Origin of the sequence: Enterococcus sp. DIV0660C, from assembly GCF_017316125.1 — a bacterium.
Lineage (GTDB): Bacteria > Bacillota > Bacilli > Lactobacillales > Enterococcaceae > Enterococcus_B.
This window is the reverse complement of the sequence record NZ_JAFLWA010000031.1, coordinates 84,569-99,109: the sequence shown is the minus strand read 5'-3', so window position 1 is coordinate 99,109 and position 14,541 is coordinate 84,569. Positions and strand designations below refer to the sequence as shown.

Annotated in this window: 13 protein-coding genes; 1 reads left to right on the top strand and 12 read right to left on the bottom strand. The window is 37.5% G+C overall.

The window, feature by feature from the left end; translation table 11 throughout:
- Positions 1 to 3 precede the first annotated feature (3 nt).
- Both parE and DOK81_RS08635 read right to left on the bottom strand, forming a co-directional pair.
- Positions 4 to 2,049: a DNA topoisomerase IV subunit B gene (parE, locus tag DOK81_RS08640; RefSeq protein WP_206910080.1), complete on the bottom strand. Its 2,046-nt coding sequence runs from the start codon at positions 2,047 to 2,049 to the stop codon at positions 4 to 6.
- Positions 2,050 to 2,215: 166 nt separating this feature from the next.
- Positions 2,216 to 2,653, bottom strand: a complete 438-nt coding sequence (locus tag DOK81_RS08635; RefSeq protein ID WP_206910116.1) for a CoA-binding protein — start codon at positions 2,651 to 2,653, stop codon at positions 2,216 to 2,218.
- A gap of 94 nt (positions 2,654 to 2,747) precedes the next feature.
- On the opposite strand from DOK81_RS08635, the gene plsY reads away from it, so the two are divergent.
- On the top strand, positions 2,748 to 3,383 hold the full coding sequence (gene plsY / locus DOK81_RS08630; RefSeq protein ID WP_206910079.1) for a glycerol-3-phosphate 1-O-acyltransferase PlsY: 636 nt from the start codon (positions 2,748 to 2,750) through the stop codon (positions 3,381 to 3,383).
- A gap of 56 nt (positions 3,384 to 3,439) precedes the next feature.
- On the opposite strand, the gene DOK81_RS08625 is transcribed toward plsY, so the two are convergent.
- The 10 genes from DOK81_RS08625 to ylqF form a co-directional block, all read right to left on the bottom strand.
- Positions 3,440 to 4,315, bottom strand: coding sequence for an aldose 1-epimerase family protein (locus DOK81_RS08625; RefSeq protein WP_206910078.1), 876 nt, complete (start codon positions 4,313 to 4,315; stop codon positions 3,440 to 3,442).
- A gap of 58 nt (positions 4,316 to 4,373) precedes the next feature.
- Positions 4,374 to 5,165, bottom strand: coding sequence for a GTP-sensing pleiotropic transcriptional regulator CodY (gene codY / locus DOK81_RS08620; protein WP_067485011.1), 792 nt, complete (start codon positions 5,163 to 5,165; stop codon positions 4,374 to 4,376).
- 16 nt (positions 5,166 to 5,181) lie between these two features.
- Positions 5,182 to 6,579: an ATP-dependent protease ATPase subunit HslU gene (gene hslU / locus DOK81_RS08615; protein ID WP_206910077.1), complete on the bottom strand. Its 1,398-nt coding sequence runs from the start codon at positions 6,577 to 6,579 to the stop codon at positions 5,182 to 5,184.
- Between the two features lie 12 nt (positions 6,580 to 6,591).
- A complete protein-coding gene (gene hslV / locus DOK81_RS08610; protein WP_067485006.1) occupies positions 6,592 to 7,140 on the bottom strand; it encodes an HslU--HslV peptidase proteolytic subunit in 549 nt (182 codons plus the stop codon).
- Positions 7,141 to 7,171: 31 nt separating this feature from the next.
- Positions 7,172 to 8,071: a tyrosine recombinase XerC gene (gene xerC, locus DOK81_RS08605; protein ID WP_206910076.1), complete on the bottom strand. Its 900-nt coding sequence runs from the start codon at positions 8,069 to 8,071 to the stop codon at positions 7,172 to 7,174.
- A 233-nt stretch (positions 8,072 to 8,304) separates the two neighbouring features.
- Positions 8,305 to 9,627 (bottom strand): FADH(2)-oxidizing methylenetetrahydrofolate--tRNA-(uracil(54)-C(5))-methyltransferase TrmFO, encoded by a 1,323-nt coding sequence (gene trmFO, locus DOK81_RS08600; protein ID WP_206910074.1) that lies wholly within the window; start codon positions 9,625 to 9,627, stop codon positions 8,305 to 8,307.
- An 18-nt stretch (positions 9,628 to 9,645) separates the two neighbouring features.
- Positions 9,646 to 11,724 (bottom strand): type I DNA topoisomerase, encoded by a 2,079-nt coding sequence (gene topA / locus DOK81_RS08595; RefSeq protein ID WP_206910072.1) that lies wholly within the window; start codon positions 11,722 to 11,724, stop codon positions 9,646 to 9,648.
- A 129-nt stretch (positions 11,725 to 11,853) separates the two neighbouring features.
- Complete coding sequence (gene dprA / locus DOK81_RS08590; RefSeq protein WP_206910071.1) at positions 11,854 to 12,711, bottom strand: DNA-processing protein DprA; 858 nt, start codon at positions 12,709 to 12,711, stop codon at positions 11,854 to 11,856.
- 58 nt (positions 12,712 to 12,769) lie between these two features.
- Positions 12,770 to 13,534 carry a ribonuclease HII gene (locus tag DOK81_RS08585; protein ID WP_206910070.1) on the bottom strand — a complete coding sequence of 255 codons (765 nt, stop codon included), beginning with the start codon at positions 13,532 to 13,534 and terminating at the stop codon, positions 12,770 to 12,772.
- On the bottom strand, positions 13,527 to 14,387 hold the full coding sequence (ylqF, locus tag DOK81_RS08580) for a ribosome biogenesis GTPase YlqF (protein WP_206910069.1): 861 nt from the start codon (positions 14,385 to 14,387) through the stop codon (positions 13,527 to 13,529). Before ylqF ends, DOK81_RS08585 begins: the two co-directional genes overlap by 8 nt.
- Positions 14,388 to 14,541: the final 154 nt, after the last annotated feature.

Sequence of the window (14,541 nt, the reverse complement as noted above, 5' to 3'; positions counted from 1 at the left end):
CTCCTATTCTACATCAAACAACTGAATTGGCTTTTCAACATTTTCATGTTCTTCATCTAATCGTTCACTTGAAGATGAAATTGGCATTTCAGTGTCTTCTTTTTTATCTAAAATACTGCCATCTTCTTCCAATGTAAATTGGACATGGCTTTCGATCCATTTTCGTCGTGGTTCAACTTTGTCTCCCATTAATGTTGTTACACGTCGTTCTGCTTGAGCTGCATCATCAATTCGTACTCGAATCAATGTTCGTGAAGCTGGATCCATTGTTGTCTCCCATAGCTGATCAGCATTCATTTCTCCTAGTCCTTTATAACGTTGTAATAAGTAACCTTTACCAACTTTTTTGATTTCTGCAGCTAGCTCTTCATCTGTCCAAGCATATTCAACTATCTGCTTTCTCCCTTGGCCCTTAGAGACCTTGTATAAAGGTGGCAAAGCAATGTAGATTTTTCCAGCCTCAATCAAAGGTTTCATGTATCGATAGAAGAAAGTGAGCAATAACACTTGGATATGTGCCCCATCCGTATCCGCATCGGTCATAATAATAATTTTGTCGTAATTACAGTCTTCAATCGAAAATTCTGGTCCTACACCTGCACCAATCGTATAAATCATCGTGTTGATTTCTTCATTTTTCAAAATATCTTGCATTTTGGCTTTTTCAGTATTGATGACTTTACCTCGAAGTGGCAAAATAGCTTGGAATTTACGATCACGTCCTTGTTTTGCAGAACCGCCAGCAGAATCTCCTTCGACTAGATAAAGCTCATTCTTTTTAGGGTTACGTGATTGAGCGGGCGTTAATTTTCCTGATAATAAAGATTCGCCTTTTTTGCGTTTTTTCCCATTACGGCTTTCTTCTCGCGCTTTACGAGCAGCTTCTCGTGCTTCACGAGCCTTTACTGCCTTTCTAACTAACATTTGGCTCATTTCACTGTTTTCTTGTAAATAAAAGCCCATTTGTTCACCAATGACATTATCAACAACTGTCCGAGCAACTGGTGTACCTAATTTTTCTTTCGTTTGGCCTTCAAACTGCAGTAAGTTTTCTGGTACGCGAATGGATAAAACTGCCGCTAACCCTTCACGAAAATCACTGCCTTCTAAATTTTTATCTCGCTCTTTCAAAAGACCAACTTTACGGGCATACTCATTATAAGCTTTCGTCATTGCTGTTTTCATTCCGGCTTCATGTGTGCCGCCATCTTTCGTCCGTACATTATTAACAAAAGATAATATATTTTCTGAATAGCCATCATTATATTGATAAGACACTTCCACTTCGATACCGTCTTTTTCACCTGAAAAATAAACAACTGGTGTCAAGGTGTCTTTTTCTTCATTCAAATATTCAACAAATTCTTTGATTCCTTCTTCATAGTGAAAAACTTCTGTAACCTCTTTTTCACCACGAAGGTCACTTAATGTAATTCGAACGCCTTTCAAAAGAAAAGCCGACTCACGCAAACGCTCTGATAACGTCTCATATGAAAATTTCACTGTTGAAAAGATCGTATCATCAGGTAAAAAGTGAACGGTCGTTCCATTTGCTTTTTTTGTTTTACCCAATTTTTTTAATGTGCCTTGTGGCTTACCACCGTCTACAAATTTTTGCTGATATTCAACACCATCGCGAACAATCGTCACAGTCAGCCATTTTGATAAAGCATTTACCACACTAGCACCTACACCATGTAGTCCACCAGATGTTTTATAGCCACCTTGACCAAACTTGCCTCCAGCATGCAACACTGTAAAAATCACTTCAACCGTTGGAATTCCTGAAGCGTGCATTCCAACTGGCATTCCGCGACCACTATCTACTACAGTGATACTGTTATCTTTATGTATCACTACATCAATCTCATTTCCATAACCTGATAAAGCTTCATCGACTGCATTATCAACAATTTCATACACTAAATGATGTAAGCCTCGGCTATCAGTGGAACCGATATACATCCCTGGTCGTTTTCTAACTGCTTCTAATCCTTCAAGAACTTGGATTGACGCATCATTATATTCATTGATTACTTTTTTTGCCAAGGCAAACGCTCCTTCAATAATACTTGCGGAAATAGTAAAGACCGCATCGAACTAATCATACTAAAAAAAACTGCGAAAAAAAAGAGGTTGGGGAAAAATCAAGAGAAACAGTCGCCCAACCTGCTTTTAACTAACAACTTTCGCACATTAAAATTTTTATTTATTTTTATTTAACCTTATCATTTTCCATCTTAGCTAGTTCAATTTTTATACAACGATCCATCACGACATCTTTTCGACCAGCGGCTTGCAACAAGTTTGCTGCCTCTTCATTTTCAATTCCTAACTGTGCCCAAAAAACTTTTGCATCTGTTTGCAAAAAATCCTGTGCTACTTCAGGTAAAAATTCACTACGTCGAAAAATATCAACAATATCAATTGGTTCTGTAATTTCTGTCAGGTGACCATAAACTTTTTCACCTAATACTTCTTGTCCAGCCAGAACTGGATTCACGGGAAAAATGCGGTAACCTTTTTGCTGTAAAAGTTTTGCGATTTGATGACTTGTTCGCTCAGAGTTATTACTCAAACCGACAACAGCAATATTTTTTGCTGACTTTAAATAGTCAAAAATCATTTCTTGGGTTGGATTTTCAAATGGTATCTTACTCATTCCTTTCATTCGTGAATTTCGATTGTTCCTACTACTCTTTCATGCTAAAATAAACATTAGTTTTCAACTTGAAAGAGGTAAAAAAATGAAATTGATCTTATTACTTATTGTAGCATATCTTTTGGGTTCTATTCCTTCTGGTGTCTGGATTGGAAAAATCTTTTTCAATAAAGACATCCGCGCATACGGGAGTGGAAATACTGGAACAACCAATACGTTTCGAGTATTAGGAAAAAAAGCAGGAATCGTTGTCTTATTAATGGACATCTTGAAGGGGACACTGGCAACTTGTCTTCCACTTATTTTTCACATTACGACAATCAATCCACTTTGGTTTGGTGTCTGTGCAATTCTGGGTCATACTTTTCCGATTTTCGCCAAATTTAAAGGTGGAAAAGCAGTCGCAACCAGTGCTGGCATGCTTCTAGGGTTCAGCCCTATTTTCTTCGTCTATTCCGCAGCAATCTTTGTCTTAAGTCTTTACTTCACAAGCATGGTAAGTTTAAGCAGTATGATCAGTGCGGTACTGATTACTTTGTCAACGATTTTCTTACCTTATATCGCACCAGTTATTTTACCAGAACATAATTGGCTGTTAACGATTATCGCTTTTCTAGTGTCTTCCTTTATTTTTCTTCGCCACAAAGAAAACATTCAACGAATCAAAAACAAAACGGAAAGCCGAATTCCTTTTGGTTTAAATAGTAGCAAAAAGAAATGATTTTCTTTTCTAAAAAAGTGAGCTGCGACCATTTGTCGTAGCTCACTTTTTTATGTTTATTTTACCGTGATCGAATATTTTGTTTGGAAAATTTCATGGGCACCCAATTGATCGATTCCCACTTTCTCCATCAAACTACCATTACTATTCACTGTATCTGCAATCCCACACCAAGGTTCAATACAAACAAAAGGTGCTTCTTTGGGATAAGGGGACCAGATACCAACATAAGGCATATCTTTGTAGCTTAAAGTCACACTGTGGCGTGATTTTTCACTACGAATCGAATATGCATTTAGTCCCTTTGTTTCAAAAACAAGGGCATCTTGATCAAACAATTCACGATCCAGAGCTAAGTTCGTATTGGTTTGCCCCAAAGTTCGTTGATCTAAATCGATATAAGGGCCTGCCAATGGTAAACGCAATCTTGATTTTCGTGGCGAGAAAGCCAAATAAAAATCTTCAAAAGTCAAGCCTTCTTCCAATGGTACATTAAACGCTGGATGTCCCCCAATTGAAAAGTACATTTCTTCTTCTCCAATATTTTCAACTTGGTAATGAACAGTTATCCCATCGCCGCCTAATTCATAAGTGATAACTAATTCAAAATCAAACGGATAATTTTTTTTCGTTTCCGGTGTGCTTTTCAACCGAAAACTTGCTTGTTCTGGTCCTTGTTCAATAACTTCAAAATCCATATCTCTTGCGAAACCATGTTGTCCCATCGAATACGTTTTTCCTTGATACATGTATTCGTCATTTTTCAAACGACCAACAAATGGGAAAAGAACCGGTGCATGACGTCCCCAAAATTCTGGATTTCCTTGCCAAATATATTCAAGATTATGCTCTTTTGATTGTAAGCTAATTAGCTCTGCTCCATGTTCAGCTATTTTAGCAATAAGCTGATCATTTTGAATAATTACGGTCATTGTTACTCCCCCATTTTTAAAATTGCTACTATCCTAGATCGTCTTAGCCAATGAAATGTTAGTAGCTATGTTTTGCTAGTTCCTCTTTGAAACGTGAATTAAGGACTTTCAAGTAAGTTCCCTTCATTCCCAAAGAACGTGACTCGATGATACCTGCCGACTCCAATTTACGCAAAGCATTAACAATTACTGAACGAGTAATTCCAATTTCATCCGCGATGTTTGAAGCTGTCAAACGACCTTCATCACCATCAAGGGCATGAAAGATGGCTTGAACTGCTTTTAATTCACTGTAAGAAAGAGTGTTGATTGCCATTTGGACAGCTGTTGCACTTCGTACATCTTCTTCAATACTACGGGACTGTTGGTAAAGAATTTGCATACCTACCACTGTTGCACCATATTCCGCTAAAACTAAATCATCATCGGTAAATGCCTGTTCCATGCGTGACAAAATAATTGTTCCTAACCGTTCCCCTGCACCAAAGATCGGTACGACTGTCGTTAGGCCAAATGGATATTTTTCTCTCGATTCTACTGGAAAAGCTGTAATTTCACTCGTGATCGGGATATTTGCTTCGGTTTTGACCAGTTGATCGACTGTATCTGTGTAAGAAAGTGGAAATTGTTTTTCTACAAACATTGTTTTTACACGTTCGTTATTCACATCATGACGTTCATTATAGCCAAGTAATACGCCATCGCTGCCTATGATATACGTATTACTATCCAGTACTCCACCTAGTGTCACTGCCATTTTGTCATATGGTAAATCAGCATCCATATCAAAGGTATTTTTTTGTTGTAAAAGCTTATTGATTTTTCGGGTTTTTGTTAGCAAATCCGTCATAGTCGTCCTCCGATTCTTAAAGTATATAGCGGCTCAAATCTTCATTCTGTGCAATTGAAACTAATTTATCATCGACATATGCTTCTGTGATTGTAATCTCACCCATCTGCATATCTGGTGCCTCAAATAATAGATCTTCTAATAGTTTTTCTAAGATTGTATGCAAACGACGTGCACCAATGTTATCTGTATCACGGTTCACATTAAAAGCAATTTGTGCAATTCGTTCGATTGCTTCTTTAGTAAACGTAACGGAAACATTTTCTGTTTCAATCAACGCAATATATTGTTTTATCAATGCGTTGTTAGGTTCTGTCAAAATTTTCACAAAATCTTCCGCTGATAAATCATCTAATTCGACACGAATCGGGAAGCGTCCTTGTAATTCTGGGATCAAATCACTTGGTTTGGATAAATGGAAGGCACCTGAAGCAATAAATAAAATATGATCGGTTTGTAACGTACCATATTTCGTATTGACTTGTGAGCCTTCAACAATTGGTAAGATATCACGTTGTACGCCTTCTCGAGAAACTTCACCAGACTGTTGTGATTTTGAAGTTACTTTGTCGATTTCATCGATAAAAATGATCCCACTTGATTCAGCTAATTTGATTGCTTCACTGTGAATATCTGCATCTTTCACAAGTTTAGCAGACTCTTCACGAATCAAAATTTCGCGTGCTTCTTTCACTGTGACTGTTCTTTCAACTTTTTTAGTAGGTGTTAATGCACCTAATGTTTCATTCAAATCAATTCCCATTTGTTCTAAGCCATTATTCATCATTGGCGCAGCTTTTTTTTGTTCTTCGACTTCGATCGTCACCTCGCGTGTATCAAGCAGACCTTTTTCCAGTTGATCTAAGACTGTGCGACGATTAACACGAATATCTTCAGTGATTTCTTCTTGTGGTTCAGCCTGTTGTGTAGATGCATTAAACATATTCATCATCTGTTCAAATTGATTTGTTGATTGTTTTTGCTCCTTTTTGATACCCGGTACTAAAACTTTCACTAACCGCTTTTCAGCATTTTTCTTAGCTTTTGTATATACTCGGCTATATTGTTCTTTTTCAACGATTTGAATTGCATTTTCGACCAAGTCACGAACCATTGATTCGACATCTCGGCCAACATAACCAACTTCTGTAAATTTAGTTGCTTCTACTTTGATGAAAGGTGCATTGACGATTTTTGCAAGTCGACGAGCAATTTCTGTTTTCCCAACACCAGTTGGTCCAATCATCAACATATTTTTAGGTGTAATATCTTGTTGCATTCTTTCATCCAACTGGAGTCTACGATAGCGGTTTCGTAAAGCGACAGCCACAGATTTTTTAGCTGCTTCTTGTCCCACAATGTATTGATCCAGTTCACTAACGATTTGTCTTGGTGTTTGTCTTAATTCATTCATTCTAGTCACCTCTTATAATTCTTCTACAATGATATTATGATTTGTGAAGATACAAATATCTGCTGCGATGTTCAGCGCGTTTTCAGCAATTTCTTTTGCACTCATCTCATTTTGTGCATAATTTTTCATTGCTCTTGCAGCAGCTAATGCAAAGTTTCCGCCAGAACCAATAGCTAAAATACCATCATCAGGTGTAATCACTTCACCCGTTCCAGAAACCAACAACATTTCTTTATCATTCATAACGATCAGCATTGCTTCCAATTTCTGCATGGATTGTTGTGTCCGCCATTCTTGTGCTAGTTCAACAGCAGCACGTTGCAAGTTACCGTTGTATTCATTCAATTTTCCTTCAAATTTTTCTTCCAAAGTAAAGGCATCCGCTACACTTCCAGCAAAACCGACAACCACTTCATCATTATAAATTCTGCGAACTTTACGAGCTGTTCCTTTCATAACAACAGATTCACCCATTGTTACTTGACCGTCTCCAGCCATTGCAAATTTTCCGTCTTTTTCAACTGCACAAATCGTGGTTGAATGAAATTGTGATTCTACCATTTGTAGACCCCCTAATAAAATAATGTCTTTGCTACGCTCTTGGATGAAAAGAGCGATAGTTTTTTTGTAAACTTTCTTTCGTCACATGAGCATAAATTTGAGTTGTAGATAGATTTGCATGTCCTAATAACTCTTGAACTGTCCGCATGTCTGCACCATTGTTCAACAAATGTGTTGCAAACGTATGGCGCAACATATGGGGATGAATATCACTATCTAAACTACTTTTTTTGATTATTTGATTTAAAATATATTCGATTCCAGTTGGTGTAATCGGATCGCCGTGGTGATTAACAAAAACAAAATCATGTTCCTTATGATATTTGTTCATCAAGAACGAGCGACTTTTTTCAAAATATTCTTGTAAAGCTTCTTGAGCAAATGATCCCAGTGGCGCATATCTTTCTTTGTTTCCTTTTCCATGGATCAACATTACTTCTGCTTGAAAGTCGATATCTTTCACTTTTAATCCGCTGCATTCACTTAACCGAATGCCAGAGCCATACAAAACTTCTAGCACTGCCCGATTTCTAAAATCCAAAGGTTTATCACCAGCCACACTTTCAAACAAAGCTTGCATTTCATTTTCATAAAAAAAACGTGGTAATCGAATATTTTTTTTCTTTAAGTGGACATAAGAAAAAGGATTCTCCTCGATCAATTCCTCTTTTAAAAGATATTGATAAAATGAACGTAAACTGGCAATTTTTCTGCTAATTGTGTTCCTGCTGTATTCTTTGTCCGATAAAAATCCTAAATACACTCGTACATCTAAGTGATTGATACTCAATAAGTCTTCCTCACCAGATTCTTTTAGGAACTCTTTGAAGTCATTAATGTCTTCCTCATATGCTTGACGTGTCTTATCCGAGTACCCTCGCTCGACAATCAAATAGCGTAGAAACTTTTCTTCCAAGCTTAGTTCTGCCATTTTTTCACCTTCCTTACAATCCCAGAAATAAATTTAGCATAGCCATTATAAAAAAACAAATAAATTGTCAGAATTTAATCAATATTTCTAAGTTTGTTCACAATTCGCACAATTTTTCGTTTTGTTTTCATTTTTCTCGTTAATTTTTCAGTGAATCTTTCATTTTACGCAACAAAAAAACTTAGAGAAGGATGAATCAAGCATCATTCTCTAAGTCGAATCAATTTTGCTGTTTATTGTGCAGAAACAGGTGAAGATAAGTCAGCAATTACTTTCTCATTGGCAGCTAATGCTCGGTTTGCCAACGCTTCATAGCGTGACTTTTTATCGCGGATTCGTTCAGGTAATTCCGGAAACAACCCGTAGTTTGCATTCATTGGTTGGAAATGTTTTCCTTCGGCATGCGTGATATAGTATGCCATACTTCCAATCGCTGTCTCTTGCGGAAAGACAATTGGCTCTTCTTCTTTTGCCAATCGTGCAGCATTGATTCCAGCTAGCAGACCACTAGCTGCGCTTTCTACATAGCCTTCCACACCAGTCATTTGACCTGCAAAAAATAAATCTTCGCGCTTTGTTGATTGGTAAGTTGGTTTCAATAGTTCTGGTGAATTCATGAAACTATTACGATGCATGACTCCATACCGTACAAAATCAGCATTTTCCAATCCAGGAATCATACGAAATACTCTTTTTTGCTCGCCCCATTTCAAGTGAGTCTGGAAACCAACAATATTATAAAGAGAAGCAGCCGCATTATCTTGACGCAATTGGATTACTGCATAAGGACGTTTGCCTGTTTTTGGGTCTTCCAATCCAACTGGCTTCATTGGACCAAACAACATCGTTTTAAATCCACGTTGTGCCATTACTTCAATTGGCATGCAACCTTCAAAATATTTTTCTTTTTCAAATGCTTTTAATTCTGCAACTTCTGCATGAATCAATGCATCATGGAACGCCGTAAACTCTTCTTCTGTCATCGGACAGTTCAAGTAAGCTGCCTCACCTTTATCGTAACGTGATTTCAAATAAACTTTGTCCATATCAATCGTTGATTTATCAATAATTGGTGCAGCAGCATCATAAAAATAAAAACCATCTGAACCATTAAATTCTTTGATTGCTTCTGCTAATGGATGAGAAGTCAACGGACCTGTTGCGATAACGGTAATGCCTTCTGGTATTTCAGTCATTTCTTCATTGACCACAGTGACTAATGGATGCTCTTTCACTTTTCGAGTAATCGTTTCTGAAAATGAATCTCTGTCAACCGCTAATGCACCACCAGCAGGAACTGCCGTTTCGTCAGCCGAAGTAATCACTACTGAATTTAAACGACGCATTTCTTCTTTCAATAGACCGACAGCATTTGCTAAACTATTTCCTCTTAAAGAATTAGAGCAAACTAATTCTGCAAAATTTTCAGTATGGTGTGCTTCCGTTGATTTAATTGGACGCATTTCATATAAACGAACAGGAACTCCAGCTTGTGCAATTTGCCAAGCTGCTTCACTTCCGGCAAGACCGGCACCAATGACATTTACAGTTTTCAAGTAAAAACCTCTTTTCGATTATTTTTGAACATCTTCTTCATAGTCGCCATTTACACAGACAACTTGTTTGCCACCTTTAACTTTCTTCTCAACTAGATATTGATTACATTTTGGACAATTCCTGCCTACTGGTTTATCCCAAGAAGTAAATTCGCAGTCTGGGAAACGAGAACAACCATAAAAAATTCTATTCTTCTTGGATTTACGTTCAATCACTTGGCCTTCGTGACATACGGGACAAGTAACACCGATTTCTTTAACGATTGGTTTTGTGTTGCGGCAATCTGGGAAATTACTACATGCGTAAAATTTACCATATTTTCCTAATTTAATCACCATTGGATGCCCACAGACATCACAATCAAAGCCGGCTGGTTCATCTTTGATTTGGATTTTTTCCATTTTTTCTTCTGCATTACTCAATTCTTTTTCAAACGGTTTATAGAAACGATCAACTACTTGGACCCAAGCTTCTTTCCCTTCTTCCACTTTATCCAAGTCATTTTCCATTTCCGCTGTGAAATGAATATCAACGATTTGAGGGAAGAATTCAACAATCAATGAGTTGACGATTTCACCTAACTCCGTTGGTTCAAAACGTTTTTGTGTCAATTTGACATAGTAACGACGTTGAATCGTATCCAACGTTGGTGCATAAGTAGATGGACGACCGACACCATTTTCTTCCAACGCTCGGATAAGCGTTGCTTCACTAAATCTTGCTGGTGGTTGCGTAAAGTGTTGTTTTGGTTCGATGTCCACAGATTGAACAATATCTCCCTCTGTTAATTCCGGCAAGATATTTTCTTTGTCCTCTTTCCCGTCATCACGCCCTTCAACATACACCTGCATAAATCCTTTGAATTTCACTTTTGAACCATTAGCAATAAAGATGACACCATTTTGGTCTAAAGTCACTTTCATCGTATCTAAAATTGCTGGTGTCATTTGACTGGCAACGAAACGTGACCAGATCAATGTATACAATTTTAATTGATCTTTATCTAAATATTGTTTGATTTCGTCGGGTGTGCGTAAAACACTCGTTGGTCTCACTGCTTCATGGGCGTCTTGTGCGCCTTGAGCATTTTTTACTTTTTTATTCCCATGGGCAGAAAATTCATCACCGTAAGTTTCTTGGATAAATGAAGCTGCCTCAGCCTTTGCTGTATCGGCAATTCGTGTTGAATCGGTACGCATATAGGTGATCAAACCAACTGTTCCTTGTTTGCCTAATGCAATTCCTTCATAAAGTTGTTGTGCGACCATCATTGTTTTTCTTGTACGGAAGTTCAACTTACGTGCAGCTTCTTGTTGCAAACTACTCGTAGTAAATGGGTTTGCTGGGTTTCTTTTTCGTTCTTTCTTTTCCACTTTTTTCACTTCAAAGTCTTGACCATCAATTCTAGCAGTGACTTCTTTCACAGCTTCTGCATCCGGCAGTTTTTTCTTCTTCCCATCGATTCCCCAGAAGTTCGCTTTGAATTTCTTACGTGCTTTTTTGAAATTTCCATCGATACTCCAGTATTCTTCTGGAATAAATTCGCGAATTTCTTGCTCACGATCAATGATAATTTTTAAAGCAATAGATTGAACGCGCCCCGCACTCAATCCTTTTTTCACTTTACGCCAAAGGATTGGGCTGATTGAATAACCAACTAATCGGTCTAGTGCGCGGCGTGCTTGTTGTGCATCCACTAAATCAACATCAATTGAACGAGGTTCTTTAAACGCTGCTTTCACAGCATCTTTGGTGATTTCATTGAAAACAACACGATTTTTGTCTTCAAGATCTAATCCTAATAAATAAGCTAAATGCCAAGCGATAGCTTCCCCTTCTCTATCCGGGTCACTTGCGAGATAAACTTTTTGTGCTTTTTTAGCCGCAGATTTTAAACTTTTGATAACGTCGCCTTTTCCTCGGATGGAAATATAATGGGGTTCATAATTATTTTCGACATCAATTCCCATTTTACTTTTTGGTAAATCACGAATATGGCCTACACTTGCCATTACTTTATAATTTCGGCCCAGATATTTTTCAATTGTTTTGGCCTTTGCTGGTGATTCTACAATCACTAAATATTTATATGCCATTCTTGAATGGACTCCTTTCATTGTCGAGTTCCTACTATATATACTTATATTAGAGGTTTCCTACAAATCGTAGCTAATCATATCCATTCAGAAATCGTTTGTCAAGGAAAGCAAATGGGAAATGTGCTGTTATTCTTTCAATTCTTCCAAAATATCTTGTCCTGAAATCGTACAAATTGCGCCATCTTGAATTAGATGATGACAGCCTTCAGAGTGTTCTGTTAAAACATTTCCTGGAACGGCAAAAACAGCTTTACCTAAGTCTAATGCTTGCTGTGCTGTTATTAGTGAACCACTTTTTTTCCTTGCCTCTACTACACAAGTTCCCCGTGACAAGGCAGCAATGATTCGATTTCTCATCGGAAAACGATGTCTCCTTGGTCCTGCTTCTGGCGGGTACTCACTTAACAGCAAATGCTCCTCCGCAATTTTCATTTGTAATTGTTCATTTTCTCTCGGATAAAATTTTCTCAAACCTGTTCCAACAACAGCAATCGTTCGCCCACCTTCCCTAATTGCTGCACAATGACTATATGTGTCAATGCCTTTAGCACAGCCACTTACGATTACGTAACCATCAGCAATCACTGGACGTAAGAGCTGAAAAACAGTTTTCTTTGCAAGAACTGACGAACGTCTTCCCCCAACAACACTCAGCATCTTGCATGTCAATAAAGATATATCTCCTCGATAAAATAATAGAATAGGAGGATATGTCAAATCCAGTAGTTGTGGAGGATACCGTGGATCCAAGCAAGTAATATACTGTTGGTCTTTTTTAATCTTTTCCCAGTTGGCTTCGATTTCCAACCAGCTTTGTCGAAATAGTTCACGATGACTCGTAATGGAGGCAACCTTACAAATCACTTCTATTGTTAAGCGCACTTCTGGATTTTCTAACAAGTACTGAAGCACTTGCCATTTTCCTTGACTACTAATTCCTTTTGCGTAAGTCAAACGCAATAAATATTCTTTTATTTTTTCCATAAAAAAACCACCTTTTGCTTTCTTTTTGATAAGATACGCAAAAGATGAGTTTAAATTTTTATAAATATTTTTTAACTGGAGCAAATGTTCGACGATGAATTGGTGTAATTCCTTGTTTTTCCATACCGAGCAAATGTTCTTTTGTCCCATAACCAGCATTATGCCCAAATCCATATCCCGGATACAATTGGTCGTATTCTTTCATCAAACGATCGCGGTAAACTTTAGCAATGATGCTGGCGGCGGCAATAGAAACAGAGCGTGCATCACCTTTGATTAACTTCTCTTGTTGAATGGGCAAATCTAATTTCATCGCATCAATCAGTAAATAAGTTGGCTTAACTGCTAATTTTTCAACTGCTTGTATCATTGCTAGTTTACTTGCTTCATAAATATTGACTTGATCGATTACTTTTTCATCAATAATACCAATTCCAATAGCCAAAGCTTTCTCTTGAATTTCTTGATAAAGTAATTCACGTTTTTTCTCAGATAACTGTTTAGAATCATTTAAGCCAAGAATTTCTTCATCCTTGGGTAATACAACAGCTGCCGCAACAACCGGACCAGCTAAAGGCCCCCGACCAACTTCATCAATCCCTGCAATCCATTGATGACCATTGGCATACCCTTGTTTTTCAAAAATAAACATTTCTTGATACTTTTCTTTTACTTTCGCTTCCTTTTCAAGTCGCTTTGCTAAGGAATCAAGTGCTTGTTGCACTCCTTTTCGCGGATCTTGTTTCAAATATTCAAGTGAAGGATCAGTGAAGGAAGTAATTGTAGATAGTTTTTCCTTAATGGCTTGAATCGATTCACTCATTCACTTCTTGCCCCATTTCTTCACAACGATCTAACGTGTAGCGCCCTAGTTTACCATCTCTGATTTCGAACACAACTAGTTCACTTCCCCGAGCGTAATCATCTCTGAAGCCTCTTTTAGCCGTGATATCCATTAAAATTTCTGGTGCAAGGCCTTGCTCTTGTTCTTCTGTTAAGTGGTAACGTTCTTGAATTCTTCCCGGGTAATAACGAGCAAAAAAATCCAAACCATAGATGGCTAAGTCATCTAAATGAAGTAATTGATCTTTGATTGCCCCAGTCAACGCTAGCTTTTTACCAATCTCTTCATCTTCAAATTTAGGCCAAAGAATTCCTGGTGTATCTAATAATTCTAATTCTGTTCCATGGCGTAACCATTGTTGACCCTTAGTAACCCCAGGTTTATTTCCTGTTTGTGCAATTTTTTTTCCAACTAAGCGATTCATTAATGTCGATTTTCCGACATTGGGGATTCCTAAAACCATTGCTCGAATCGCGCGTGGTTTCAATCCTCTAGCAGCATCTCTCGCTCTTTTTTCTTTTAACACTTCTTTGGCGGTTGGAATCAAGCCCTTAACACCTTTATTTTCCTGTGCATTGATTGCTAAAGCTGCGTGACCTTGCTTTTTGAAGTATTCTTGCCATAATTTTGTTTGTTGTGGATCTGCTAAATCAGCTTTGTTTAATAAAACAATCCGTGGTTTTTGTTGGATGATTTGATCAAGCATTGGATTTCTTGATGATAATGGCAGACGCGCATCAACTAATTCAAACACAATATCAACATATTTCATTTTTTCAGAGACTTCACGACGTGCTTTAGCCATGTGTCCAGGGAACCATTGGATAGTCATCTTATAAATACAACTCCTTTCGTATTCGGGTTTACTAACCTTTAAACTGTTTTATTTCTAATAAAAGATCTTTCATAAAACCATGCTTTTTCTTTTATAAAAAAACTGTTCCATGTATTATCTTATCACTAAACATCTTTCGCATTTTACCATA

What these genes read in the sequence shown, in the direction of transcription:
- hslV (WP_067485006.1), bottom strand. Translation starts at nt 7,140, where the DNA reads ATGGTAGAATCACAATTTCATTCAACCACGATTTGTGCAGTTGAAAAA.
- hslU (WP_206910077.1), bottom strand. Translation starts at nt 6,579, where the DNA reads ATGAATGAATTAAGACAAACACCAAGACAAATCGTTAGTGAACTGGAT.
- ylqF (WP_206910069.1), bottom strand. Translation starts at nt 14,387, where the DNA reads ATGACTATCCAATGGTTCCCTGGACACATGGCTAAAGCACGTCGTGAA.
- codY (WP_067485011.1), bottom strand. Translation starts at nt 5,165, where the DNA reads ATGACGGATTTGCTAACAAAAACCCGAAAAATCAATAAGCTTTTACAA.
- DOK81_RS08625 (WP_206910078.1), bottom strand. Translation starts at nt 4,315, where the DNA reads ATGACCGTAATTATTCAAAATGATCAGCTTATTGCTAAAATAGCTGAA.
- topA (WP_206910072.1), bottom strand. Translation starts at nt 11,724, where the DNA reads ATGGCATATAAATATTTAGTGATTGTAGAATCACCAGCAAAGGCCAAA.
- plsY (WP_206910079.1), top strand. Translation starts at nt 2,748, where the DNA reads ATGAAATTGATCTTATTACTTATTGTAGCATATCTTTTGGGTTCTATT.
- dprA (WP_206910071.1), bottom strand. Translation starts at nt 12,711, where the DNA reads ATGGAAAAAATAAAAGAATATTTATTGCGTTTGACTTACGCAAAAGGA.
- xerC (WP_206910076.1), bottom strand. Translation starts at nt 8,071, where the DNA reads ATGGCAGAACTAAGCTTGGAAGAAAAGTTTCTACGCTATTTGATTGTC.
- DOK81_RS08585 (WP_206910070.1), bottom strand. Translation starts at nt 13,534, where the DNA reads ATGAGTGAATCGATTCAAGCCATTAAGGAAAAACTATCTACAATTACT.